Origin of the sequence: Nocardioides sp., from assembly GCF_024509035.1 — a bacterium.
Taxonomy (GTDB): domain Bacteria; phylum Actinomycetota; class Actinomycetes; order Propionibacteriales; family Nocardioidaceae; genus Nocardioides.
Map to the genome: position 1 here is coordinate 1 of NZ_JANINT010000249.1, position 24583 is coordinate 24583.

The following is a 24583-nucleotide window of genomic DNA, read 5'->3' on the forward strand; positions in this document are numbered from 1 at the left end:
CGAGGTCGACGGTGCGGCGCGCGTTGGCCAGCGCGGCCACCATCACGGTGCCCAGCGGACCGCGTCGGTCGAAGATCGCGGCGGTGCCGACGGCGATGCCGTCGTGCTCGACGCGGTCGGTGGCGAGCAGGCCGATCTCGACGCCGTCGGGCTCGCGGGCGAGCGTCATCGTGATGTCGGTGTTGATGTGCTCGACGCCGCGCGTGCCCCAGTTGGTGACCAGGCTCGCGCCGTCGGCGGTCGACGCGGCGGCCTGGAAGCCGGTCAGCGGCTCGCCCGCGACCACCGGCACCGCGGTGCTCCACGAGGCCTTGCGGTCGGCGTTCTGGTGCTCGAGGAAGTCCTGCGACCACGGCGCCGAGGAGTGGACGTACGGCGGGCGCGGCTCGGTCGCGGGCGGCACGACGTCCTCGGGCGGGGGGACCGGCCGCTCGGACGGCTGCCAGACCTCGCCCTCGGTGTCGGCGGAGGGCTTGAGGAACGTCGCGGTGCCGCGGGCGACCCGCTCGCCGTCCTGGGAGAGGATCACGTCGACCAGGCAGATCCGCCGGCCCTCGCGCTCGACCTCGGCGGTCAGCGTGCAGGGCACCATCCGGGCGGGACGGAACAGGTCGACCGCCCAGCGCGCGGGGCGCAGGTCGGTGCGCCCGGCCTCGGCCAGGCCCCGCTCGGCGGCCCAGGCGAGCGCGCCGCTGAGCGCGACACCGTGCATCTGGTCGTCGCTCCACATGCTGCAGGCCACGGGGGTCGGCACCAGTGCCTCGCCCTCGCGGGTGAAGAACGAGAGCTGGTCGATCGGGGTCTCGGTCACCGGCTCATTCTGGGGGACTGGCCGGCGCGGCCCGCACCAGGGCCGCCAGCAGCCCGCGCGTCGTCGCGACGACCCGCCGCTCGGCGTACGGCTTCAGCTGCACCGCGTTGACGCTCTGCACGAGGCCGCGGGTCTGCACGAACCCGGTGACGAGGACGGCGCTCGGCCGGGCGTGCACGACCAGCCGGGCCCCGTCGGCGCCCGGGACCTCGACCCGGGTCACCCGGCCCTGCACGTCGCCCATCGTCTGCCACGCCTCGTCGAGGGTGCCGTCGAACCACAGGTAGCTGATGTCGAACGCCGGACCGCCTTCGGCGACCGGGGTGAACGTGCAGCGCGGCTCGTCGGCCGTGCCGGTCTGCTCGGTCATCTCCTCCCCGGCCAGTCGGGTGACCTGCGGGGCGGACAGCCCGTCGCAGGGGCTCCAGGCGACCTCGGCCGCCTGCGTGACGGCCGGGTCCGTCGGCCGCGGGTCGTCCGCGTCGGAGGAGCAGGCGGTGGCCAGCGCGGCCACCGTGAGGACCGCGCCCAGGGCCGCCCTCATGGTGCGGGCGTCCAGTCGGGCACGGGGGCGTGCGAGCCGGGCAGCCACAGGCTCAGGCGGGCGCCGCCGGCCGGCGAGGTCCCGGCCGTGACCGAGCCCGAGTGGCGCTCGGCGACCTGGCGGACGATGGACAGGCCGAGGCCCGAGCCGGGCATCGAGCGGGACTCCTCGGAGCGGTAGAAGCGGTCGAACACGTGCGGCAGGTCCTCCTCGGCGATGCCCGGGCCCTCGTCGTCCACGGTGAGCGTGCCGCCGACCAGGCGGACGGTGACGGTGCCGCCCGGAGGGCTCCACTTGGCGGCGTTGTCGAGCAGGTTGGTCACGGCCCGCTCGAGGCCCGCGCTCTCGCCGACGACGTACCAGGGCTCCGTGGCCACGTCGAGGGTCAGGCTCGGTGCTCGCCGCCGGACCCGGCCGATGGCGCGGTCGACGAGCTCGGGCACGTCGACGGCCTCGACGACGTGGGTCAGCGGCTCGTCGCGCGAGAGCTCCATGAGGTCGCCGATCAGCGTGGTCATCTCCTCGATCTGGGCTCGTACGTCGTCGAGCAGCTCGGCCTTCGCCTCCGGGGGGAGACCTCCCGCGCTGTCGGCCTGGCTGAGCAGGTCGAGGTTGGTGCGCAGCGAGGTGAGCGGGGTGCGCAGCTCGTGGCCGGCGTCGGCGACCAGCTGGCGCTGGCGGTCGCGGGACGCGGCCAGCGCGGCCAGCATCTGGTTGAACGCCGTGGCGAGGCGGGCGATCTCGTCGTCGCCCTCGACCGGGAGCGGTCGCAGGTCCTCGGTGCGGGCGATGTGCTCGACCGACGAGGTGAGGCGGCGCACGGGGCGCAGGCCGTTGCGGGCCACCGCCCAGCCCGCCATGCCGGCGGCGATCACACCCGCGAGGCCGAAGAGCAGCATCACGATGCCGAGCTTGCGCAGCACGGTCTGCTGGGACTCCAGCGACTGGGCGAGCACGATCGTCTCGCCGCTGCTGCGGTGCAGCGCGACGACCCGCCAGTGGGTGCCGTCGCTGCCGATGATCGTGCGCGTCGACTGGGGACGCTCCCCGGCCCAGACGGCCTGCTCGGGCGCGCCGAGGCGGAAGGGGACCTTGCCGCTCGCGACGCCCAGCGGGGTGTCCTGGAAGCAGGCGACCCAGACGCCGGCGGCCTGCAGCAGAGCGGCCGGCATGGCGTCGGTGCCGCACACCTGGTCGGCGGAGGACGAGTGGGCGCGGTCGAGGAGGGAGTCGTCGAGCGTGGCCTGCTCCTGCATCCGCACGGTCAGGTAGGCCCCGGCCGCGACGAACGCCACGGTGAGGCCGACGGCGATCGTCGTCAGCAGCGTGACCCTGCTGGCCAGCGATCGACGGTAGTGCCACCGCCCCTCGGGCGGCAACGTGGGGAAGATGGTCACGATTCCTTCAGCACGTAGCCCACACCGCGCACGGTGTGGATCAGCCGCGGCTCGCCCTCGGCCTCGGTCTTGCGACGCAGGTAGCCGACGTAGACCTCGAGGGAGTTCGCGGTGGTCGGGAAGTCGTAGCCCCAGACCTCCTCGAGGATGAACGAGCGCTCGAGCACCCGCCGCGGGCGGCGCAGGAACATCTCCAGCAGGGCGAACTCGGTGCGGGTCAGCTCGATGACCCGGTCGCCGCGGCGCACCTCCCGGGTGGCGACCTCCATGGAGAGGTCGGAGAACGAGAGCACCTCCTCGCCGGCCTCCTCACGCGGGACCACGCGGCGCAGCAGCGCGCGCAGCCGGGCGAGCAGCTCCTGCAGGGCGAACGGCTTGGTGAGGTAGTCGTCCGCGCCCGCGTCGAGTCCCTCGACGCGGTCACCGACGGCGTCGCGCGCGGTGAGCACGAGGATCGGGAGGTCGTTGCCCGCGGTGCGCAGCGCGCGGGTGGTCTCGAGACCGTCGAGCCGCGGCATCATCACGTCCATCACCACGACATCGGGTGCGGCCGCGGAGATCCGGGCCAGCGCCTCGGCGCCGTCGGAGGCCAGCGCCACCTCGTAGCCGTTGAACTCCAGCGACCGCCGCAGCGACTCGCGCACGGCCTTGTCGTCGTCGACGACGAGCACCCGCGGCTTGGAGGCAGAGGGCGTGATCACGCTGCCTACTGTGCCAGCCGAGCCTGAGCCCGGACTGAGAACCGACCCACCTTGACCCGCCCGAAACTTTCGGGCGGGTCAAGGTGGATCAGGTGTAGCGGGCGGCCGCCTCCGCGGCGCGGGCGGCGTAGCCGCCGCCGAAGTGGCAGGCGTGGACGAGCAGCGGGAAGACCTGGTGCAGCGCGACCCGGTCCTCCCAGCCCTCGACGAGCGGCCGGGTCGCCGCGGCCGCCTCGGCGTAGGCGTCGAGCACCCGCGGCAGGTGCGGCAGCCCGAACAGCGCGAGCATCGCGAGGTCGACCTCGCGGTGCCCGCCGTACGCCGCCGGGTCGATCAGCCACGCCTGGCCGTCGACGCCCCACAGCACGTTGCCGTTCCACAGGTCGCCGTGCAGCCGGGCCGGCGGCTCCTCGGGGACCAGGTCGGCCAGCCGGGGCAGCAGCGCCTCGATCGCGGCGGCGTCCTCGGCGCTGGCCGCGCCCCGGTCGCGCGCGAGCTTGAGGTAGGGCAGCACCCGGCGCACGGCGTAGAACTCCGCCCAGGTGTCGGTGGGCCGGTTGGGCATCGGCAGCCGGCCGATGAAGCCGTCGCGCTCCTGGCCGAACGACGCCGCCCCGGTGGCATGGGTGGCGGCGAGCGCCCGGCCCAGCGCGCTGGCTGCGTCGACGGAGTTCTTGCCGGGCTCGACCCAGCGGATGATCAGGCACTCGTGGTCGACGCCGAGCACCTCGGGCACGTGTGCGCCGCCATCGGTGCTCGCCTCGGCGAGCCACCGCAGGCCGGCCGCCTCCGCGGCGAAGAACCCGTCGGGGGCGTGGGGGAGCGTCTTCATCAGCGCGGTCGTGCCGTTGCTCAGGCGCAGGCGCGTGGCTGTGGCGATGTCGCCGCCGGCGACCGGGGCCGTGGCCACCACCGCGGAGCCGAGGAGCTCCTCGGCCCGGCGGGCGACCAGCGGCTGGCGGGTCACCCGACGGCCCCGCCGTCCCAGGGGCGCTCGCGCTCCAAGGAGTCGACCAGGGCTCTCGCCGTGCGCTCGACCATCGCGAGGACCTCCTCGAATCCGGAGTCCCCACCGTAGTACGGGTCCGGTACGTCGCTGCCCGGATCGAGCGGGTCGAAGTCGCGGAACAGCCGGATCCGGTCGGTCGGTCCGCCCAGGTCGGCGAGGTTCTGGGCGTCCATCGCGAGCACGAGATCGGCGGCGTCGGCGTCCTCGCCGCCACCCCACTGGCGGGCCCGGTGCCGCGTGGCGTCGTAGCCCGCGGCGGTCAGGGTGGCGGCGGCGCGGCGGTCCATGGGGTCGCCCACGTGCCACCCGCCGGTGCCGGAGCTGCCGACCGAGACGCGGTCGTCGAGGCCGGCGTCGGTCAGCCGCTCGGCGAGGACGACGTCGGCCATCGGCGAGCGGCAGATGTTGCCGAGGCAGACCACGGCGAGGTGGTACCTCCCCGGCCGGCGCGCCGGGGGCAGCACGCGCTCCGCCACGAGGTCAGTCCTCTTGGGCGTCGCCGAGGAGCAGGCCGACGATCCAGGTGACGATCGTGATCACGATCGCGCCGCCGACCGCGGTCCAGAACCCGTCGACGTAGAAGTCGATGTCGAACAGCCCGGCCAGCCACTCGGTGAACAGCAGCATGAGCGCGTTGATGAGCAGCAGGAACAGCCCGAGCGTGATGATGATGAACGGGATCGAGAGGAACTTCAGCACCGGGCTGACGAAGGAGTTCACCACGCCCAGGATCAGCGCCACGAAGATCAGTGGCCAGATCTTGTCCGAGACCTCGTCCATGCCGGACGTCGCACCGCCGTGGAAGCCGATGCCGTCGAAGAGCTGGCAGGCGACCGCCAGCGCGACGGCGTTCGTGAGCAGCCACCCGACGAACTTGAAGAGACCCACGGCCCGATCGTACGGGCCCGGCCGGGCGGGTGTCGCTCGCTAACCTCGGGGTCGTGTTCCCGGTCGGTGGTGTGGGGGTGATGCTGCTCCTCGTCGTCGCGTCCGGAGCCGTGTGCCTGCTGCTCACCCTGGGCCTCCGGCGCCGGCTGGGCGCGACGACGGCGATGGCGATCGGTGGCCTGGTGTGGTCGCTGGCCGTGATCGCCTCGATCACGCTGATCCCGGCGGACGGCGCTCCGGGGATCGTCCCGGCGGAGGGGCGACTGACGACGTGCTCGTGGGACATCGGTGGTCCGGCGCCGGAGGGCTTCTGGATCTTCGGCGGGGGCCAGCGTCTGCTCAACACCGCGGTGTTCGTGCCGCCCGGTGCCCTGCTGGTGGTCGCCGCGGCGCGGTGGCGCGCCGCGTGGGTGCTGGTGCCGGTCGGCCTGGCGCTGCTGGCCGGCTACTCGGTGCTCATCGAGGCCACCCAGCTGGAGCTGGCGCGGATCGACCGCGCCTGCGACGTCACCGACGTGATCGACAACGTCACCGGCGCGATCCTCGGTGCGGCCGCAGGGCTGGTGCTGGCGGTGCTGCTGCGACCCTGGCGGCGTCGCGCCCGCTGACCGCTCCGAGGGCAGGTCCTAGGGTGGCGCCCATGACCAGCCCCCAGCCCCGGCGCACGGTCGCGGAGATCCCGCCGTACGTCGCCGGCAAGCCGCCGACGGTCCGACCCGGGATGACGTCGTACAAGCTCTCGAGCAACGAGAACCCCTACCCGCCGCTGCCCGGCGTCGTCGAGGCCGTGCAGGCCGGGGTCTCGGCGATGAACCGCTACCCCGACATGGGCAGCGTCGCGCTCTACGAGAAGCTCGCCGCGACCTTCCAGGTCCCCGCCGACCACCTCTCGGTCGCGACCGGGTCGGTCGGGCTGATCTACCAGCTGGTGCAGGCCTTCTGCGACCCGGGCGACGAGGTCGTCTTCGCGTGGCGCTCGTTCGAGGCCTACCCGATCGCGGTCACCGCCGCGGCCGCGACGGCCGTGCGGGTGCCGGTGCTCGCCGACGGTCGCCACGACCTCGACGCGATGGCGGCCGCGATCACCGACCGCACCAAGGTCGTGCTGGTCTGCACGCCCAACAACCCCACCGGGCCGGCCGTCACCCAGGCCGAGCTCGACGCGTTCCTCGCGCAGGTCCCCGAGCACGTGCTGGTCGTCGTCGACGAGGCCTACCTGGAGTTCGTGCGGATGGCCGACCCGGTCGACGGGCTGGCGACCTACCGCGCCCACCAGAACGTCGTGCTCACCCGCACGTTCTCCAAGGCCTACGGCCTGGCCGGCTTCCGGGTCGGGTACGCCGTGGCGCCGGCGCCCATCGCCGCTGCGCTGCGCGCGGTGTCCCTGCCGTTCGGCGTCTCGACGGTCGCGCAGGCCGCGGCCATCGCCTCGCTCGAGCGCCGTGCCGAGCTGCTCGAGCGGGTCGACGCCCTGGTCGCCGAGCGCACCCGCGTGGTGACGGGCCTGCGCGCGGCCGGCTGGGACGTGCCCGACGCGCAGGGCAACTTCGTGTGGTTCGAGCTCGGCGAGCGCACGGCCGACTTCGCCGCCGCGGCCGACGAGGCCGGCATCGTCGTCCGCCCGTTCGCGGGCGAGGGCGCCCGGGTCTCGATCGGCGAGACCGAGGCCAACGACCGGCTGCTTCAGGTGGCGGCGGCCTTCGCCTGATCGCTCGCGCGGGGCGCCTCGTGCGTGGGGCGGACGTCCATCTCGCGCCAGCGCGGGTCGATCGCGGGCAGCATCGTCACGACCAGGTACGTCGCGCCCACGACGAGCATCGTCGCTGACAGCCCGACGCCCGAGACGAGCAGACCGCCGGTCAGCCCGCCGAGCGGCATCAGTGCGAAGCACATCGCGGTGGTCAGTGAGGAGACCCGGCCGACGAGACGCTCGGGGATCCGCTCGAAGATCACCGCGCCCAGCACCGGGTTGATGAACCCGGCCGCGAACCCGCTGGCGGCGACGACGCCGAGCACCAGCCACAGCGGGCTGTCGAGGGCGAACACGGCGTACCGCGGCGCGCCACAGACCAGGAACGCGACCAGGTAGGTGCGGTAGCGCGAGAGGCCGGACGCCCAGGTCGCCGCGCACACGGACCCGAGCGCCGAGGCGCCGGAGAACACCGCGAACACCACGCCGATCGCGCCGGCGCCACGGCCTGCGTCGACGGCCCAGACCGGGATCAGCACCGTGGAGTACGCCGCGTCGAGCAGGTTGGTCAGCGCGACCATGATCGTGATGCCGAGCAGCACCCGGTCGCCGCGCAGGAAGTCCCAGCCCTCCCGGAGCTGCTGGCGGTAGCCGCCCGCGTCTGCCTCGGGGTCGGCTGCGGCCTCCGGTGCCGGCCGACCCATCGCGCGCGTCGACCAGGCCAGCACCAGCGCGGAGACGCCGAAGCTGGCCGCGTCGACCACCAGGGCGTTGGTGGCGCCGAGCGCGGCGACCAGCACGCCGGCGAGACCGGCGCCCAGCATCGAGGAGGCTCGCTCGACCGTGCCGGCCAGGCCGGTGACCCGCTCCATCGGCACCTCGGCGTGCTGGACGATCGCCGGCACCAGGGCGTGCTTGGCGGCGTCGCCCGGGCCGCGCAGCGCGCCGGCGAGCGCGACCAGGACGAGCAGGGCCGGGAACGACAGGACGTCCGCGGTGTGCAGGGCGGGGATCGACCCGACGACGACGAGGCTGCCGAGGTCGCAGCCGATGCTCACCCGCCGTGCGCCGAGCCGGTCGATCACCGGACCGCCGAGCACCTTGAGCAGCACCATCGGCAGCGTCTCGCACAGCGCGACCAGGCCGGTCTGCGTCGCCGACCCGGTCGTGGTCAACACCAGGAACGGCAGCGCGATCATCGACACCCGGGTGCCGGTGAGCGAGATCGCCTCGGCGACCAGCCAGCCGTAGAGCGGCGTGCGGCGGCTCACGAGGTCGGCACCTTGCCGGGGTAGGGGAACGCGGAGACCTGCACGACGTACTCCGCAGCTCCCTCGTCGTCCTCCTCGTCGACCGCGCTCATCTCCGACACGAGGTGCTCGACCAGGCGCTTGGCGCGGGCCGGGGTGAGGCGCAGCACCCAGTCGGAGTACGTCGTGGTCTCGCGCCACTCCTCGGGCAGCAGGGCGAGCTCCTCGACCGAGCGCTGGAGCAGCTCGGTCATCACGACCACGACCGACTGGAGGTAGGCGTCCATCGTGCCCCGCTCGTCCGGGGTGTCGCCGCTCGCGGTGTCGGTCGTCGTGTAGCGGTGCGCCGCGCGCCACCAGCGGTCACGGCCGTTGCCCCGCTCGGTGTCCTCCTCGACGAAGCCGCGCTCGGCCAGCTGGCGCAGGTGGTAGGACGTCGCGCCCGTGTTGAGGCCGAGCCGGGCGGCCAGCGTGGTCGCGGTGGCCGGCCCGTCGATGCGCAGCATGCCGAGCATGCGCACCCGCACCGGGTGGGTGAGCGCCTTGAGCTGCTCGGGTGTCGGGGTGATCGAGGTGAGGTCCACCCGATCGACCCTAGAACCACAAGCATATCTTTGCAAACACTTCTTTGGGATTGATGGACCCGCGACGGCGCTGGTCAGTGGCAGCGGGTAGCGTGCGGGCGCGTGCTGTCTCGGACCCGCCTGCTCCTGCTCGCCCTCGCCACCGCGCTCGTCGGCGCTCTGCTCGTCCCCGCGGCCGGCTCGGCGCACGCCCCGGACGCCGACCCGCGCCGCTCGACCGAACGTGCCGCGAGCCGCGCCCCGGAGCGCACCGCGCAGTCCGTGCTGCGCGAGATGAGCCTGCCCCAGCGCGTCGGTCAGCTGTTCATGGTCGGGACGCCGGCGGGCGAGGTCGACCGCACCACCCGGGCCCAGATCGGGCGCCTCCACGTGGGCAACGTGATGCTCACCGGTCGCAGCCACGGCGGCGTCCGACCGCCCGCGCGGGTCTCCCGGGCGATGCGCGCCGAGGTCGGCCCGCGGGCCACCGACGGCGTCCGGCTCCTGGTCGCGACCGACCAGGAGGGCGGGCAGGTGCGGGTGCTGCAGGGCCCCGGCTTCTCCGACATCCCGTCCGCTCTCGTGCAGGGCACGTGGGAGCCGCGCCGGCTCCGCGGTGCCGCCGAGGTGTGGGGGCGCCAGCTGCGCCGGGCCGGCGTGAACCTCGACCTCGCGCCGGTGGTGGACACGGTGCCGAGCAGGCGGGCCGCGAAGCACAACCCGCCGATCGGCCGCTACGACCGCCAGTTCGGCTACACGACGAAGGTCGTCGCCCGCCACGGGGTCGCGTTCCTGCGCGGCCTGGCCGACAGCGGCGTCGTACCGACCGTCAAGCACTTCCCGGGCCTGGGCCGGGTGCGGGCCAACACCGACACCCGCACCGGTGTCACCGACCACGTCACCACCCGCCACGACGCCTACCTCGCGCCGTTCCGTGCGGCGATCGAGGCGGGCGCGCCGGTCGTGATGATGTCGACCGCCTACTACGAGCGTCTCGACCCCGAGAACCCGGCCGCGTTCTCGCCGTTCGTGATCGACACGATGCTGCGCGGCGACCTCGGCTTCGAGGGGGTCGTGATCTCCGACGACCTGGCCCGCGCGCGCCAGGTCGCGGCGTTCACGCCCGCCGGCCGCGCGCTCCGGTTCATCGGCGCGGGCGGCGACCTGCTGCTCAGCGTCGACCCCGAGCCGGTGCCGGCGATGTACGCCGCCGTGCTGCGCCGGGCCCGCATGAACGAGGCGTTCCGCGGGAAGGTGGACGCTGCGGCGCTCCGGGTGCTGCGGCTCAAGCAGTCGCGCGGGCTGCTCTGACCGCACCGTCACGCTCCCACCTGGTTGAACGCTCACCTAAACTGGTGGGATGGGAGACGACTCGGGCACTGGCCGGTACCTCACCGCGGGTGAGTTCGACCGGGACATGAACTACATCCCCGACCGGATCACGAAGGATGCTCGCCGTCCCGAGCACGGCCCGGTCGAGGGCGAGCTGTGGCCGGTCGAGCCGGGCCGCTACCGCCTGGTCGCCGCCAAGGCGTGCCCCTGGGCCAACCGGTCGATCATCGTGCGGCAGCTGCTGGGACTGGAGGACGTGATCTCGCTCGGCCTGTGCGGTCCGACCCACGACGAGCGCAGCTGGACCTTCGACCTCGACGCTGATGGGCGCGACCCGGTGCTCGGCATCGAGCGTCTCCAGCAGGCCTACTTCGCGCGCTACCCCGACTACCCGCGCGGCATCACGGTCCCGGCCGTGGTCGACGTGCCGACCGGGGCCGTGGTCACCAACGACTTCCCGTGGATCACCCACGACTTCTTCTTCGAGTGGCGCGACCACCACCGCCCCGACGCCCCCGACCTGTGGCCCGACGACCTCCGCGAGGAGATGGACCAGGTCATGGAGAGGGTCTTCACCGAGGTCAACAACGGGGTCTACCGCTGCGGCTTCGCGGGCGACCAGGACGCCTACGAGCGCGCCTACGACCGGCTCTGGACCGCGATGGACTGGCTCGAGGAGCGGCTGGCCGACCGGCGCTACCTGATGGGCGATGCCATCACCGAGGCCGACGTACGGCTCTTCACGACGCTGGCCCGCTTCGACGCGGTCTACCACGGGCACTTCAAGTGCAACCGCAACAAGCTCTCCGAGATGCCGGTGCTGTGGGCCTACGCCCGCGATCTCTTCCAGACGCCGGGCTTCGGGGAGAACACCGACTTCGACCAGATCAAGGCGCACTACTACGTCGTCCAGGACGACATCAACCCGTCGAAGGTGATCCCGAAGGGCCCCGACCCCGACGTCTGGCTGACCCCCCACGGGCGCGAGAGCCTCTAGACGTCGACGGTCAGGCGGACCCTGATCTCCTGCCCGAGCTCGAGCTCCTCCGCGCGGCGCACCTTGTCCTTGAGCGGCACGACGTAGCCACCGTCCTTCGGCCACAGCGAGGTGGTCCAGCGGGTGGCGCCGACCTGGACGGCGACCGGGATCATCCCCCAGCCGTACGTCACCGCCGCCGCGGTCTCGGCGAGCTGGTCGCACTCGTCCTCGGGCACGCTCACGAAGTGGTACGGCGCCGGGCCGCGCCACTCCCAGATCACGCCGGCGAACTCGAGCTCCACCCGTCGCAGGCTAGAGGAGTCATCGCAGGCCGGCGAGGTAGCCGGCGGCCGCGTGCAGGTCGCGCAGGCGGCGCTCCCAGGTGATGCCGACGACGGTGAGCAGCGTGCCGGCCGCCCCGATCAGCACCCACTGCGGGGTCTGCGCGGCGTACGGCGCCAGCTCGCGCAGCACGAGGACGGCACCCACCGACGCGCCGATGACCAGGGGGGCGCCCCAGCGCAGCCGGGCGCCCGCGAGCGCCAGGGTCAGGCAGGCCGCGCCCAGCAGCACCGCACGCCACGACAGCGGGTCGGTCAGCGCCCACAGCAGGGAGGGCACGGTGGCCAGCAGCAGCCCCGGGGTCAGTGTCACGGAGGTCGGCGCTGCGGTGTCGCGCGAGAGCCGGTGCAGGCCGACGGCGACCAGCGCGGCCGCGCTCGGCAGGGTGTAGGCCTCGGGCGCGGTGACGCCGAGGTCGGCGAGCCGCACCCAGGTCGCGGCCGCCAGCAGGAGCCCGCTCGCCCAGCCGACCTCGCGGCGGGCCGGGTGCACGATCGCGTCGGCGCCGACGAGGACGCCGGCGACCGTGAGGTGGACGGCCAGCGCGACCGACAGGTCGTCGGCCACCGCCAGAGCGCCCGCGGAGGCCACCAGGCCGGTGAGGGTGGCGCTCAGCTCGAGCTCGAGCCGCGGCACGACCACCGCCAGCACGCCGACGACGACCAGCACCGGGACGCCCCGGTGTACCGGGTCGGGGCCCGCGACCGCTGCGGCCGACCAGATCAGGCCGCCCAGCGCGGCGGGGAGCAGGAGGCCGCCGAGGACGCGGGTCTCACCACCGCGGCCGCGCCGGGCGAGGAGGGCCGCCATGGCGGCCACCGCCGCCGTGGCGAGCGAGGTGAGGACGTCGCTCGGCAGCGCCAGGCCCACCGCGCTCACGGCGACACCGGCCCCGACGACCGCCTGGGTCGGCGCGAGGGCGTCCTCGCGCCGCCACGCCTCGGCCACCAGGCCGAGGCCGATCAGCAGGACCGCGGCCGCGACGAGCGCCAGCGGGACGGGGTGGAGGGCGAGCGTCCCGGTGGCCGCAGCGAGCACGACCGCCACCGGCAGCTGCGGCCGGGTCGCGGTCGGCCGCGCGACCAGGGAGATCGCGGCCAGCAGCAGGGCCGCCGCCCCGACCACCAGCAGCACGGGCGCGGCGAGGGTGTCGGGCTGGGCCAGGCGCATCCCGGCGCTGCGGGTGAACGGCCCGTCCTGCCCGAGGGCGTTGCGGGCCGCCTGTGCCGCCAGGCCGGAGGTGGTGGCGAGGACGGGGGCCGCGGCGAGCAGCATCGACACCCGGGCGACCGGGCGCCAGGCCGCAGGGAGGGCCAGGGAGACCGCGGTCCAGCCGACGAGGGCCACGACGCCGACCGTCGCCAGGACGCTCGCGCCCTCGTCCACGGACGGCAGGCCCGCGGTCAGGGTCAGCATCATCGCCGACGCCGAGGCGAGCACCCGGGTCGCGACGACGTCGCCGCGCACGAACGGCACCGGCACCGGCAGCAGAAGCGATGCAGCGAGCAGGCCGGCGCCGGAGCCCTCGACCCACAGGGCGTGGAGGGAGGGGTGCTCGGCCGCGTCGCCGAGCCCGACGGCCACCAGCGCCACCCACCACCAGCCGGCGCCGACCAGGGCCAGCACCTGCGCGAGGCGCAGGCTCCGCAGCCGTGCGACGGCGGCCAGGGCGAGGTGCCCGAGCACCACGGCGACGATCACCGTCGTGACGTGGTCGCTTGCGGCGATCGCGCCGGCCCCGAGGACGCTCACGCCCAGGACGCCCAGCAGCTGGGGCGCTCCGAGCCGCGTCACCTGCGCGAGCGCGGCGCCGGCGAGGAGGATCGTCGCGCCGAGGACGCAGGTGAGCCCCGCGTCGTCGAGATCGCCCAGCCAGCCCGCGTTGTCGGCCCCGACGACGTCGAGCGCCAGCAGGCCGAGCCCGACGGTGGTCAACGCCTCGGCGGCCACCCGGAGCCCGCGCCGCCCGAGCCACGCGCCGAGGCCGCCGCTGACCAGCGTCAGCGCGACCAGGACCGCCGTACGACCGCCGACGCCCAGCCACGACCAGGCGACGGCCAGGAAGATCACGGCCGCGACCAGCAGGCACAGCGCGCCGAGGCCGAGCAGGATCTTGGGCACCGACATGGCGGACAGACGGTGCCGCTCGGGGCGAGGCTCGGTGGGGCGGGAGGCGGGGTACGCCGTGATCGCCGACGCGGCCGGGGCGGCTGCCAGGGAGTCCGCGCGCAGGCGCACGAGCAGGTCGTCCGCGGTGCGGAGGGTCTGCAGCAGCTCGCCGGCCAGCGGGCTGTCGAGCCGCAGGCCGCAGCCGGGGCAGGCCGTGACCTGCAGGGGGAGCCGCGCCGAGCAGTCCGGGCACACGAACGGGTCCGAGTAGCGCAGAGCGCGCGCGGATGTCGTCATGGTCATCACGATCCTCTCGAGATCACCCGCGCGGATGAGCACACGTACTCACGTCACCGACGCGTTTCGCACCGAGCCCAGGTCAACGCCGGCGCACGAACCCGTGCACGCGCGGCTCGCCGTGGCGCCAGCGCAGGTGGGCGGCGTACATCACCCGTCGTGCGTAGGGGCGCGGCGAGCGCCCGAGGACGAACCGCGCCGGGCAGGGCCGCCGGCCCCGCCCGCAGGTCCAGCCGTGGAAGTAGAGCACCGGCTGCTTGCGTCCGGCGGTGAGGACGTCGGCACCGCCGGGGCCGCAGATACGGGTGTTCGTACGCCGCAGCAGCGGGTGCGGCTGGGAGCGCCCCCACCGGAACAGGTTCGACGAGCGCCGCCAGGTGGTCTCGTAGGAGCAGCTGCCGAAGTAGCCCTCGGAGGTGAACAGCACGAGGTGCTTGCGGTGGCGCACGAGCACCGGGTTCTCGATCGTGTGCCGGCTGCGCAGGAGGACGCGCGGCCGCGCGTGGTGCCCGCGGTGCCGGCCGTCGCGGGTCAGCCGGAGCAGCCGGATCGAGGTCGGGTTGCCCTGGGTCTTGAACAGCAGGAACCGACCGCCGTGGGAGCGGGTGAACCCCGAGGGGTCGATGGCGCCGCGGGCCGGGCAGGCCAAGGGGCGCCGGCCGACGGGCCGGAAGGCGTCCAGCGGGTTGCGGGCGGCTGCCACCCCGATGCACCGTCGGGTCCGGCCGTGCGCGACCGCCGAGTAGTAGAGGAGCCAGACCTTCTTGGCCTGCACCAGCTCGGACGCCCAGATCTGGGGCGAGCGCACCCAGCGCGGGAGCTCGGGCAGCGCCCGGGAGACCGGGCGCCACGGCCCTCGCGGGGAGTCCGACACCGCCCGCGGCGCCTTCCAGCCGGTGGAGATCGCCAGGTAGCCACCGGCGATCGAGACCACCGAGGGATCGGCGAAGCCCTGCTGGTGCAGCACCGGGACGACCCGCCGCGCCGGCGGCCGCAGGCGCACCGCGCTCGCGTCAGGCAGCAGGCCCACCGTCAACACCATCACCACGAACATCACCAGCCTCACCCCGAGGCCGGCCGAGACAGCCCGACTCCCCCACCGCATGTGTCCCCACCCAACGCTCGCGCCCGTCGCCTGCGTCGACAGGATGACCCGTGCATCGGCCGCGCGCAGGAGAACCTGCGGAGTCGGCCCGATGCGGCCGCGGGTCCCGGCGGGAGCGTCGGTCGGCCTGGGATGTGGGCGAGGTGCACGGAACCGCCCGCAGGGGATTGGCGGGGCCCACAATGGCACCGCTAGGTTGGTCAGGCACGATTGTGTTCCGGGTCACAGGGCGCACCACCCCCGCGCCCCGCGTCCGGAGCGACCGACTGCGACAGACAGCGACCGACATCGGCACGCGGAGACCCCGTACCGCCGACGACTCGAAGGAGCGCACGTGACCCAGCAGGCAGCGGGGGGCAGCCCCGGCACCACCGCGGGCTTCGGCCCGGATCTCGTCGAGGTCTTCGGGCCCTCCCAGCAGGACGGCGGGCCCGAGCTGGTCCAGCTGCTCACCCCCGAGGGCGAGCGGGTGGAGCACCCGGACTTCTCCTTCGACCTCGGCGACGACGCCATCCTCGGCTTCTACCGCGACATGGTGTTGACCCGTCGCATCGACACCGAGGCGACCGCGCTGCAGCGCCACGGCGAGCTCGGCATCTGGGCCCAGCTGCTCGGCCAGGAGGCCGCGCAGATCGGTGCTGGCCGCGCGCTGCGGCCCCAGGACTTCGTCTTCCCGACCTACCGCGAGCACGGCGTCGCCTGGTGCCGCGGCATCGACCCGCTCGACCTGCTCGGCCTGTTCCGCGGCGTCGACCAGGGCTCCTGGGACCCGAAGGAGAACAACTTCGGGCTCTACACGATCGTGATCGGCGCCCAGACCCTGCACGCCACCGGCTACGCCATGGGCATGCAGCGCGACGGCGTGGTCGGCACCGGCGACCCCGACCGCGACGCCGCGGTGATCGCGCACTTCGGCGACGGTGCCTCCTCCCAGGGTGACGTCAACGAGTCCTTCGTGTTCGCCGCCTCCTACAACGCACCGGTCGTGTTCTTCTGCCAGAACAACCAGTGGGCGATCTCCGAGCCGTTCGAGCGGCAGAGCCGGATCCCGCTCTACCAGCGGGCTCTGGGCTTCGGCTTCCCGGGCGTCCGCGTCGACGGCAACGACGTGCTCGCGACCTACGCCGTCACGCAGGCCGCGCTCAACCGGGCCCGCGACGGGCAGGGCCCGACGTTCGTGGAGGCCTACACCTACCGGATGGGCGCGCACACCACGACCGACGACCCCACCCGCTACCGGCTCTCCGACGACCTGGAGCGGTGGAAGCTCAAGGACCCGATCGCCCGCGTCGAGGCCTACCTGCGCCGCAACGGCGTGGCCGGCGACGACTTCTTCACCGGTGTGCAGGCCGAGGCCGACGACCTCGGGGCCCGGCTGCGCGAGGGCTGCAAGGCGCTGCCCGACCCGACGCCGCTGAGCATCTTCGACCACGTCTACACCGAGATCACCGACGAGCTCGAGCAGCAGCGCGAGGCGTTCGACGCCTACCTGGCCAGCTTCGAGGGGGCGCACTGATGAGCACTCAGAAGATCACGCTCGCCAAGGGCCTCAACATGGGCCTGCGCAAGGCGATGGAGGACGACCCCAAGGTCCTGCTCATGGGTGAGGACGTCGGCAAGCTCGGCGGCGTCTTCCGGATCACCGACGGGCTGCAGAAGGACTTCGGCGAGGACCGGGTCATCGACTCGCCGCTGGCCGAGTCCGGCATCGTCGGCACCGCCGTGGGCCTCGCGCTGCGCGGCTACCGGCCGGTCGTCGAGATCCAGTTCGACGGGTTCGTCTACCCGGCGTACGACCAGATCGTGTGCCAGGTCGCGAAGATGACGTTCCGCAGCCAGGGCAAGTCCCGGATGCCGATGGTCATCCGGATCCCGTTCGGCGGCGGCATCGGCGCGGTCGAGCACCACAGCGAGAGCCCCGAGGCGCAGTTCGCGCACACGCCCGGCCTCAAGGTCGTGGCCTGCTCCAACCCCGTCGACGGCTACTGGATGATCCAGCAGGCCATCGCCAGCGACGACCCGGTGATCTTCCTCGAGCCCAAGCGGCAGTACCACGCCGACAAGGCCGAGCTGGACGAGACCGCCACGCCCGCGCCCCTGTTCACGTCCCGGGTGGCCCGCCGCGGCACCGACGTCACCGTGCTCGCCTACGGCCCGACCGTGAAGACCGCGATGGCGGCGGCCGAGGCGGCAGCAGGCGAGGGCAAGTCGCTCGAGGTCATCGACCTGCGCACGCTCTCGCCGCTGGACATGGCGCCGGTCTACGACTCCGTGCGCCGCACCGGCCGCGTCGTCACCGTCCACGAGGCCCACGTCAACCTGGGCCTGGGCGCCGAGCTCTCGGCGCGCATCACCGAGCAGTGCTTCTACTCCCTGGAGGCGCCGGTGCTGCGGGTCGGAGCGTTCGACACGCCCTACCCGGCCTCGCGGATCGAGGAGGACTACCTCCCCGACCTGGACCGGGTGCTGGACGCCGTCGACCGCTCGCTCGAGTTCTGAGGAGGGCCCGCGTGGCCGAGTACAAGCTGCCCGACGTCGGCGAAGGCCTGACCGAGGCAGAGATCGTGAAGTGGCACGTCGCTGTGGGCGACGTGGTGGAGATCAACCAGATCGTGGTCGAGATCGAGACCGCGAAGTCGATCGTCGAGCTGCCCTCGCCGTACGCCGGCACGGTCAGCGCGATCCTCGTCGCCGAGGGGGAGATGATCCCGGTCGGCACCCCGATCATCGCGATCGGCGACGAGGCGGAGCCCTCCGCTCCGGCCCCGGCTGCCGACGCTCCGGGCGAGATCGACCTCTCCAACCCGGCCGCCTCCGGTGGCGGTGAGGGCGAGAGCCTGGTCGGGCGCAACAAGGCCGACCGCGGCCCGATCCGACGGGCCCGCAAGGTGGCGTCCGGCGCGATGGCAGCGCACATGCAGGCGCAGGCGGCGTTCGAGGGCGGTGCCCCGCCGATGGTCGAGGCCGACGAGCCTGCCGCACCTGCACCTGCACCTGCACCTGCACCTGCTCCTGCTCCGGCTGCCGCGGTCGCGTCCCCCGCCGCCGTACGCACGCTGGCGAAGCCGCCGGTGCGCAAGCTCGCCAAGGACCTCGGCGTGGACATCTCGACGCTGACGCCGACGGGGCCGAACGGCACCGTGTCGCGGGAGGACGTCCAGGCTGCGGTCAGCGGCAACGGCAGCGCCGGTGGCGACGTGACCTACACCGGCTCGTTCGAGCAGCTCGCGGTCGCCGGTGGCGCCGACGAGTGGCGCGAGCCGATCAAGGGCGTGCGCAAGATGATGGCCGGCGCGATGGTGCAGTCGGCCTTCACCGCTCCGCACGTCACCGAGTGGGTGACCCTCGACGTGACCCGCACGATGGAGCTGGTCGAGCGGCTCAAGGGCCGTCGTGAGTTCCGCGAGGTCAAGGTCTCGCCGCTGCTGGTGCTCGCCCGCGCGTGCCTGCTGGCGATGCGGCGGACGCCGGAGATCAACTCGTTCTGGGACGAGGCGGCCCAGGAGGTCGTCTACAAGCGCCACGTCAACCTCGGCATCGCCGCGGCGACGCCGCGCGGGTTGGTCGTGCCGAACGTCAAGGGCGCGCACGCGCTCTCGCTGGTCGAGCTGGCCGACGCACTCAACTCGCTCGTCGCGACCGCGCGGGACGGCAAGACCCAGCCGGCCGAGATGAACGGCGGGACGTTCACGATCACTAACGTCGGCGTGTTCGGCGTCGACGCGGGCACCCCGATCATCAACCCCGGCGAGTCGGCGATCCTCTGCTTCGGCGCGATCAAGAAGCAGCCGTGGGTGGATGAGACGAGCGGTGAGATCGTCGCCCGCGACGTCACGACGCTGGCGCTGTCCTTCGACCACCGCCACATCGATGGCGAGAAGGGCTCGCGGTTCCTCGCCGACGTCGCGGCGATCCTCGAGGACCCGGCCACCGCGCTGCTCTTCTGATCGCGTTTGCGGGTTTCGGCTGGCCGAAACCCGCACGACACGCCGGGGCTGCACGGCGTGTCGTGCGGGAATGGGCTGCCAGCAGCCGAACCCCGCGATAGACGATGACCTGTGCCCGAACGTGAGATCACCGAGCCCGTCGACCTGTGCCTGCCGGACGGGCGGCTGAACCCGGACGCCGTGGGGTGGTCGCGCACCCCGCTGCACCGGGCGAACCTGCGCGGGTGGGGCCGCGCCAAGCGCTGGGAGTACTGGGGCGTGGTGACCCCGCGGCTGTGCCTCGGGGTGGTGGCCTCCGCGCTCGACTACGCCGGGGTGTGCTCGGTGTGGGTGCTCGACCGCGAGACCGGCCGCACCTGGTCACACGAGGAGGTGCCGCCGCTCGGGCGCGGGGTGTCGCTGCCGACGGCGGTCGGCGGACGTGCTCTCGTCACGGCCGGCCAGCTGCACATCGAGCTCGAGGCGGACCGGGTGCGGGTGAGCGCGCCGGCCATCGAGGTCGACCTCGCGGTCGGTGCGGGCGGTGAGTGCCTCGGCGTGGTGGTGCCGTGGAGCAGCCGGCGGTTCCAGTACACGGTCAAGGACGTCTCCCGCCCGGTCACCGGCCGGGTGGTGCTCGATGGCACGGCGTACGACGTCACCGAGGGCTGGGCGGTCCTCGACCACGGCCGCGGCAAGTGGCCCTACTCGATCACGTGGAACTGGGCGGCCGGGTCCTCCGAGCGGGTCGGCATCACGATCGGCGGGAAGTGGACCGACGGCACCGGCTCGACCGAGAACGCGCTGTTCGTCGACGGCCGCGCCCACAAGATCGGCGACGAGCTGGCCTGGGAGTACGACCGCTCCGACTGGCGGCGGCCGTGGCGGATCCACGGCCCGCGGCTCGATGCGACGCTGACGCCGTTCCACGAGCGCGCTGACCGGACGAACCTGGGGGTGGTCGCGAACGAGACCCACCAGTGCTTCGGGCACTGGTCGGGGTGGGCCAGCACCGACGACGGTGAGCGGGTCTCGCTCGACGGGCTGGTCGGCTGGGCCGAGGAGGCGCGCAACCGCTGGTGACGGCCTCGTGGGTGGGTCCTGGTGTTGATGGTTCGGTTCAATTGTTGGGTTAGGCACCGGTTACTGACAGGTAGTCGGTGCCTAACTCAGCAATTGAACCGAAACGGCGCCGTGGTCAGTGTCCGGCGGCGTCGAGTGCTTCGGCGGTCAGCGTGCGGCCCAGCTCGATCATCTCCGCGGCCCGGTGGAACTCCAGCGATCGCGCGGCCCCGACCGGCACCGTGACGAGCACGTCGGGCGGGAGGCCCGCCATCCGGTAGCGGGTGACGAGCCCCTGCATCGCGTCCATCGAGAGGCCGACGACGTCGGAGATCCGCAGCTCCTCCACGGGGTCCGGCGGCTCCTTCTCGCGGCCGACCGTACGACGCACCCGCTCCACGAGGGTGTCGTGCCAGGTGGGCTCGGCCGACTCGCGGGCCGGCGAGCTCTGCTCCTGCGCGCTGCGGTCGCCCGAGAGGGAGATCGCGACGGTGAGGTCGGCGGCGCTCGCGGCCGTCGGCTCGATCGGCACCGGGTTCATCAGGCCACCGTCGGCGAGCAGCCGCCCGTTCATCACGACCGGGGTGATGACGCCGGGGATGGCGATCGAGGCGCGCACCGCGGAGACCAGCGGCCCGCGCTGGAACCACACCTCCCGACGGGCGCGCAGGTCGGTGGCCACGGCGGTGAACGGGATCGGCAGGTCCTCGATCAGGCGCTCGCCGACGATCTGCTCGACCTCGGCGAAGATCCGCACCGCTCCGATCGCGCCGCCGCCGGCCCACTTCGGGTCGAGCAGCCGTACGACGCCGCTCGAGGTCAGCGTGCGTGCCCACGCGGTGTACTGGTCGAGCACGCCGGCGGCGTACACCCCGCCCACGAGCGCGCCCATCGACGAGCCGGCGACCGCGACGATCTCGTGGCCGCGTGCCTCGAGCTCCTCGATCGCGCCGATGTGCGCGTAGCCGCGGGCCCCGCCGGAGCCGAGCACGAGGGCGACACGCACGTCAGGCAGCCTAGGGCTCGATCGGGCCGACCTCCCACCCCTGTGGCGAGATCGGGTGCAGCATCGCGTCGGTGCCTCCGTCGACGAACAGCACCGCCCCGACGATGTTCGCGGCGCCCTCCGAGAGCAGGAAGCAGATCGCTGCGGCCACCTCCTCCGGGCGTCCGGTGCGGCCGATCGCGGTGGGGTAGGAGTCGATCGCCGGCCCGAAGACCGGGTCGGCCCGCATCTCGGCGACCATCGGCGTCTCGGTGGCGCCGGGCGCGACGGAGTTGAGCCGGATGCCGGCGCCGGCCCACTCCGGCTTCACGCCCTCGCGCCGGGCCCACCAGGCCAGCGCCGCCTTGGTCGAGGGGTAGACCATCACCGAGTCGACCTTGCCGGCCTCCTCGCGGGCCAGCGCCTCGTCGTCGCGCAGGCAGGCCTGGGCGACCGGCGCGTTCCAGCCCGGCATGCCGGTGATCGAGTTGGACGCCAGGAGCACCACCCCGGCCCCGCCGTCGGCGGCGCCGGTGGTGAGCTCGGCGTGCAGGCCGGTGACGAGCGCGATCGCGCCGAAGAAGTTCACCGACACCACGAGGCGCGAGTCGACGCCCGTGTGCCCGGCGATGCCCGCGGCCGGCACCAGCCCGTGGATCCGGTCGGTCAGGTCGCGTACGCCGGCGACCGCCGCCGCGCGTCCCTCGGAGGTCGACAGGTCGGCGACCACGTCGACCCCGTCGGCCGCAGCCCGGTCGACCCCGATCACCCGGTGCCCCTGCCCGCGCAGCTGGGCGGCCGTGGCCGCCCCGATCCCCGAGGCCGCCCCGCTCACGACGTACGTCTTCACGGACCGGACTGTAACGCGTTCTAGTGCGCCGCCGCCCCTTGTAACGCCGGGTTACCGGCTCCTCTCGGGGGGTTGCAGCGCGGTGGGTAGGTGGGGTAAACGGGCGTTACAGCTGGTGCGCGCGGCCGCCTCAGACGTAGCGCCGGGCCCGGTCGGCGGGGGAGCCGGGGCCGTGGGCGAGGAGCGTGGTGAGCTCGTGCTCGAGCACCGTGCCGACCCGCTGGCAGAACGCCTCGGGCTCCTCGGCGGCGTCGGGGCGCTCGGCGACGACCAGGTCGACGATGCCGCGCGCGTGCAGGTCGATCGCGCGCACCTGCTGCGCGCGGGCCATGTCCGGGGCGTGGGCGGTGTCGCGGTGCACGATCGCCGAGGCGCCCTCGGGCGGCAGCGGCGAGAGCCAGGCGTGCTGGGCGGCCACGACCCGGTCGGCCGGCAGGAACGCCAGTGCGCCGCCGCCGTTGCCCTCGCCGAGCATCAGGCACAGCGTCGGGGCGTCCAGCGTCACGAGGTCGGAGAGGCAGCGCGCGATCTCGCCCGCCAGGCCGCCGTTCTCGGCGTCCGGCGAGAGTGCTGCGCCCTGGGTGTCGATGACCGTGACCAGCGGCAGGCCCAGGTCCGAGGCCAGCCGCATGCCCCGCCGCGCCTCGCGCAGCGCCTCGGGACCCATCGGCCGCTCGCGAGTCTGCCCGCGCCGGTCCTGGCCGAGGAGCACGCACGGCGCCTGGCCGAACCGCGCCAGCCCGATCAGCAGCCCCGGGTCGGCCTCGCCCGAGCCGGTGCCGTTGAGAGGTACGACGTCGGTGGCGGCGTACCGCAGCAGCCGGCGGATCCCCGGGCGGTCCTCCCGCCGCGAGCGCTGCACGGCATCCCAGGTGTCGACCTCGGGCGAGCCGTCGTAGAAGTGGTCCGGCGACACGGGCGGCACCGTCGCCACGCCCTCCCGGGGCGCGAGCAGGATGGTCAGGGCCCGCCCGAGGATGTCGGCGATCTGGTCAGGCGCGAGGACCGCGTCGATGATGCCGCGGGCATAGAGGTTCTCCGAGGTCTGAACGCCCTCGGGGAACTCCCGGCCGTACAACGTGGAGTAGACCCGCGGCCCCAGGAAGCCCAGCAGCGCCCCGGGCTCGGCGACCGTCACGTGACCCAGCGAGCCCCATGAGGCCATCACCCCGCCGGTCGTGGGGTGGCGCAGGTAGACGAGGTAGGGGAGTCCGGCCTCCTTGTGCGCGGCGACCGCCTCGGTGATCCGCACCATCTGCACGAACGCCGGCGTGCCCTCCTGCATCCGCGTCCCGCCGCTCACGGGCCCGGCGAGCAGGGGCAGGCCCTCGCGGGTCGCGCGCTCGATCGACGTGACCAGCCGGTCGGCGGCCGCCCGCCCGATGGAGCCCGCGAGGAACGCGAACTCGCCCATCACCACCGCGACCCGGCGCCCGTGCATCAGCCCCTCGCCGGTGAGCACGGACTCGTCGGCGCCGCTCTTCTCCTGCGCTGCGGCCAGCACGGCGGCGTACTCCTCCGAGACACCGGTGCGGTCGGGGGCGGTGTCCCAGGAGGTCCACGACCCCTCGTCGAGGACGAGGTCGATGAGCTCGGCCGCGGACAGTCGCGCGGGAGTGGGCTGTGCTGCCTGGGTCACCCGCGCAGGCTATGCCACGCGGCGAGCACCGCGGCCTCCCTCTCACGCGTCATTCCGGTCACGGTCGCCTCCGGCGTCGCGCGCAGCCAGGTCAACGTGTCGCGGGCGGTCTCGGCGAGCGGCCGCAGCACCAGGCCGGCGGCGTACGACGGCGCCGGGTCGTGCGCGCCCATGCCGTCGTACTCCGGGCGGGGCAGCCACAGCGGCAGCGAGTCGGGCCCGGCCCACGGCTGCACGCCCCGCTCGGTGAGGACCTCCTGCGGCACCCAGGTCAGCTCGACGTCGGCCGCGCACCCGGCGACCACGGCCGCGAGGACCTCGGACATCGCCAGCACCTCGCCGACCCCGTCGTAGTCGCCGCCGGTGCACTCCTCGGCCGCCGTCACGATCCACGCCGCGAGGTCGCGCACGTCGATGACCTGGGTCCGGTCCTCCGGGCGACCCGGGGCGAGCACCTCGCGGTGCTCGGCGTCGGCCACCCGGGCCGGCCAGTAGGTGAACCGCCCGGTCGGGTCGCCGGGTCCGACGATCAGGCCGGGCCGGATCACCGTCCACGAGGCGGCGCCGTCGCGGACGAGCTGCTCGCACGCGACCTTCATCGGCCCGTAGGCCTCAGGGTCGGTGGCCAGGTCGACGTCCTCGGTGATCGGCTCGCGCAGCGGCAGCGTGCCGGGCCGCCCGCCCGGGGTCGACTCGTCGGCGTACACGTTGACGGTCGAGACGAAGACCCAGTGGGCGCTGGGGAAGGCCGCCACCGCGCCGCGGACCCAGGACGGCATCCGCGCCACGTCGACCACGGCGTCGTACGTCGTGCGCGTCAGCGCGTCCGGCACCGGGTCGCGCCGGTCCCAGAGGACGTGCTCGGCGCCGTCGGGCACCGCCCCGGAGCTGCCCCGGGTGGCGCAGGTGACGTCGTGGCCGCGGTGCACCGCCTCGGCGGCCACGGCCTGGGAGAGGAACACGGACCCACCGAGCACGAGGAGCTTCACGGGCGCCACCGTTGCGCGTCGGAGCGGTGCCGGGCAAGGGGTTCTGCCGCAGGCAGAATCCGTCAGGGCGTGGTCTCGCCGAGCAGCCAGGCGGCGAAGAACGCCGTCAGGTCCT

24 protein-coding genes are annotated in these 24583 nt (G+C 73.8%); 8 read left to right on the forward strand and 16 right to left on the reverse strand.

Annotated features, from left to right (window positions below):
- The 7 genes from Q0L15_RS17155 to Q0L15_RS17185 form a co-directional block, all read right to left on the reverse strand.
- On the reverse strand, positions 1-811 hold an 811-nt coding region (locus Q0L15_RS17155; RefSeq protein ID WP_296605667.1), incomplete at its 3' end, for an acyl-CoA thioesterase domain-containing protein.
- Positions 812-815: 4 nt separating this feature from the next.
- Complete coding sequence (locus tag Q0L15_RS17160) at positions 816-1355, reverse strand: hypothetical protein (protein ID WP_296605668.1); 540 nt, start codon at positions 1353-1355, stop codon at positions 816-818.
- Positions 1352-2752 carry a HAMP domain-containing sensor histidine kinase gene (locus Q0L15_RS17165; RefSeq protein ID WP_296605669.1) on the reverse strand — a complete coding sequence of 467 codons (1401 nt, stop codon included), beginning with the start codon at positions 2750-2752 and terminating at the stop codon, positions 1352-1354. The genes Q0L15_RS17160 and Q0L15_RS17165 overlap by 4 nt, the downstream gene beginning before the upstream one ends.
- Positions 2749-3453, reverse strand: coding sequence for a response regulator transcription factor (locus Q0L15_RS17170; protein WP_296605670.1), 705 nt, complete (start codon positions 3451-3453; stop codon positions 2749-2751). The genes Q0L15_RS17165 and Q0L15_RS17170 overlap by 4 nt, the downstream gene beginning before the upstream one ends.
- Before the next feature lie 88 nt (positions 3454-3541).
- A complete protein-coding gene (locus Q0L15_RS17175) occupies positions 3542-4420 on the reverse strand; it encodes a fructosamine kinase family protein (protein ID WP_296605671.1) in 879 nt (292 codons plus the stop codon).
- Positions 4417-4938, reverse strand: a complete 522-nt coding sequence (locus tag Q0L15_RS17180; RefSeq protein ID WP_296605672.1) for a low molecular weight protein-tyrosine-phosphatase — start codon at positions 4936-4938, stop codon at positions 4417-4419. The genes Q0L15_RS17175 and Q0L15_RS17180 overlap by 4 nt, the downstream gene beginning before the upstream one ends.
- Positions 4939-4942: 4 nt before the next feature.
- Positions 4943-5350, reverse strand: coding sequence for a phage holin family protein (locus Q0L15_RS17185; RefSeq protein ID WP_296605673.1), 408 nt, complete (start codon positions 5348-5350; stop codon positions 4943-4945).
- A 53-nt stretch (positions 5351-5403) separates the two neighbouring features.
- On the opposite strand from Q0L15_RS17185, the gene Q0L15_RS17190 reads away from it, so the two are divergent.
- Positions 5404-5958, forward strand: coding sequence for a VanZ family protein (locus Q0L15_RS17190; RefSeq protein ID WP_296605674.1), 555 nt, complete (start codon positions 5404-5406; stop codon positions 5956-5958).
- A gap of 32 nt (positions 5959-5990) precedes the next feature.
- Complete coding sequence (gene hisC / locus Q0L15_RS17195; protein WP_296605675.1) at positions 5991-7058, forward strand: histidinol-phosphate transaminase; 1068 nt, start codon at positions 5991-5993, stop codon at positions 7056-7058.
- Here the strand turns inward: hisC and Q0L15_RS17200 are convergent.
- The gene (locus tag Q0L15_RS17200) at positions 7034-8311 is read right to left on the reverse strand and encodes an MFS transporter (RefSeq protein ID WP_296605676.1); all 1278 of its coding nucleotides are present in this window, start codon (positions 8309-8311) and stop codon (positions 7034-7036) included. The two genes, hisC and Q0L15_RS17200, sit on opposite strands and share 25 nt — an antisense overlap.
- Positions 8308-8874, reverse strand: coding sequence for a helix-turn-helix domain-containing protein (locus tag Q0L15_RS17205; protein ID WP_296605677.1), 567 nt, complete (start codon positions 8872-8874; stop codon positions 8308-8310). The genes Q0L15_RS17200 and Q0L15_RS17205 overlap by 4 nt, the downstream gene beginning before the upstream one ends.
- Positions 8875-8976: 102 nt before the next feature.
- Between Q0L15_RS17205 and Q0L15_RS17210 the strand changes: the two genes are divergently transcribed.
- Both Q0L15_RS17210 and Q0L15_RS17215 read left to right on the forward strand, forming a co-directional pair.
- Positions 8977-10164 (forward strand): glycoside hydrolase family 3 N-terminal domain-containing protein, encoded by a 1188-nt coding sequence (locus Q0L15_RS17210; protein WP_296605678.1) that lies wholly within the window; start codon positions 8977-8979, stop codon positions 10162-10164.
- Positions 10165-10213: 49 nt separating this feature from the next.
- On the forward strand, positions 10214-11182 hold the full coding sequence (locus Q0L15_RS17215; RefSeq protein WP_296605679.1) for a glutathione S-transferase C-terminal domain-containing protein: 969 nt from the start codon (positions 10214-10216) through the stop codon (positions 11180-11182).
- Here the strand turns inward: Q0L15_RS17215 and Q0L15_RS17220 are convergent.
- From Q0L15_RS17220 to Q0L15_RS17230, 3 genes are all read right to left on the reverse strand, one after another.
- Positions 11179-11466: a DUF1905 domain-containing protein gene (locus Q0L15_RS17220; protein ID WP_296605680.1), complete on the reverse strand. Its 288-nt coding sequence runs from the start codon at positions 11464-11466 to the stop codon at positions 11179-11181. The genes Q0L15_RS17215 and Q0L15_RS17220 overlap by 4 nt on opposite strands.
- A 19-nt stretch (positions 11467-11485) precedes the next feature.
- Complete coding sequence (locus tag Q0L15_RS17225) at positions 11486-13918, reverse strand: DUF2157 domain-containing protein (RefSeq protein WP_296605681.1); 2433 nt, start codon at positions 13916-13918, stop codon at positions 11486-11488.
- Between the two features lie 76 nt (positions 13919-13994).
- Positions 13995-14966, reverse strand: coding sequence for a glycoside hydrolase family 43 protein (locus Q0L15_RS17230; RefSeq protein ID WP_296605682.1), 972 nt, complete (start codon positions 14964-14966; stop codon positions 13995-13997).
- 487 nt (positions 14967-15453) lie between these two features.
- Between Q0L15_RS17230 and pdhA the strand changes: the two genes are divergently transcribed.
- From pdhA to Q0L15_RS17250, 4 genes are all read left to right on the forward strand, one after another.
- Complete coding sequence (gene pdhA / locus Q0L15_RS17235; protein ID WP_366939591.1) at positions 15454-16533, forward strand: pyruvate dehydrogenase (acetyl-transferring) E1 component subunit alpha; 1080 nt, start codon at positions 15454-15456, stop codon at positions 16531-16533.
- Complete coding sequence (locus tag Q0L15_RS17240) at positions 16533-17516, forward strand: alpha-ketoacid dehydrogenase subunit beta (RefSeq protein WP_296605684.1); 984 nt, start codon at positions 16533-16535, stop codon at positions 17514-17516. The genes pdhA and Q0L15_RS17240 overlap by 1 nt, the downstream gene beginning before the upstream one ends.
- Before the next feature lie 11 nt (positions 17517-17527).
- A complete protein-coding gene (locus tag Q0L15_RS17245) occupies positions 17528-18964 on the forward strand; it encodes a dihydrolipoamide acetyltransferase family protein (protein WP_296605685.1) in 1437 nt (478 codons plus the stop codon).
- 111 nt (positions 18965-19075) lie between these two features.
- Entirely contained in the window at positions 19076-20026 is a 951-nt protein-coding gene (locus Q0L15_RS17250; protein WP_296605686.1) for a DUF2804 domain-containing protein, read from the forward strand.
- A gap of 115 nt (positions 20027-20141) precedes the next feature.
- On the opposite strand, the gene Q0L15_RS17255 is transcribed toward Q0L15_RS17250, so the two are convergent.
- From Q0L15_RS17255 to Q0L15_RS17270, 4 genes are all read right to left on the reverse strand, one after another.
- Positions 20142-21011: a patatin-like phospholipase family protein gene (locus Q0L15_RS17255; protein WP_296605687.1), complete on the reverse strand. Its 870-nt coding sequence runs from the start codon at positions 21009-21011 to the stop codon at positions 20142-20144.
- 10 nt (positions 21012-21021) lie between these two features.
- Positions 21022-21840, reverse strand: a complete 819-nt coding sequence (locus Q0L15_RS17260) for an SDR family oxidoreductase (protein ID WP_296605688.1) — start codon at positions 21838-21840, stop codon at positions 21022-21024.
- Between the two features lie 130 nt (positions 21841-21970).
- Entirely contained in the window at positions 21971-23479 is a 1509-nt protein-coding gene (locus tag Q0L15_RS17265; protein ID WP_296605689.1) for a carboxyl transferase domain-containing protein, read from the reverse strand.
- Positions 23476-24468: an NAD-dependent epimerase/dehydratase family protein gene (locus tag Q0L15_RS17270; protein ID WP_296605690.1), complete on the reverse strand. Its 993-nt coding sequence runs from the start codon at positions 24466-24468 to the stop codon at positions 23476-23478. The genes Q0L15_RS17265 and Q0L15_RS17270 overlap by 4 nt, the downstream gene beginning before the upstream one ends.
- Between the last annotated feature and the right edge of the window lie 115 nt (positions 24469-24583).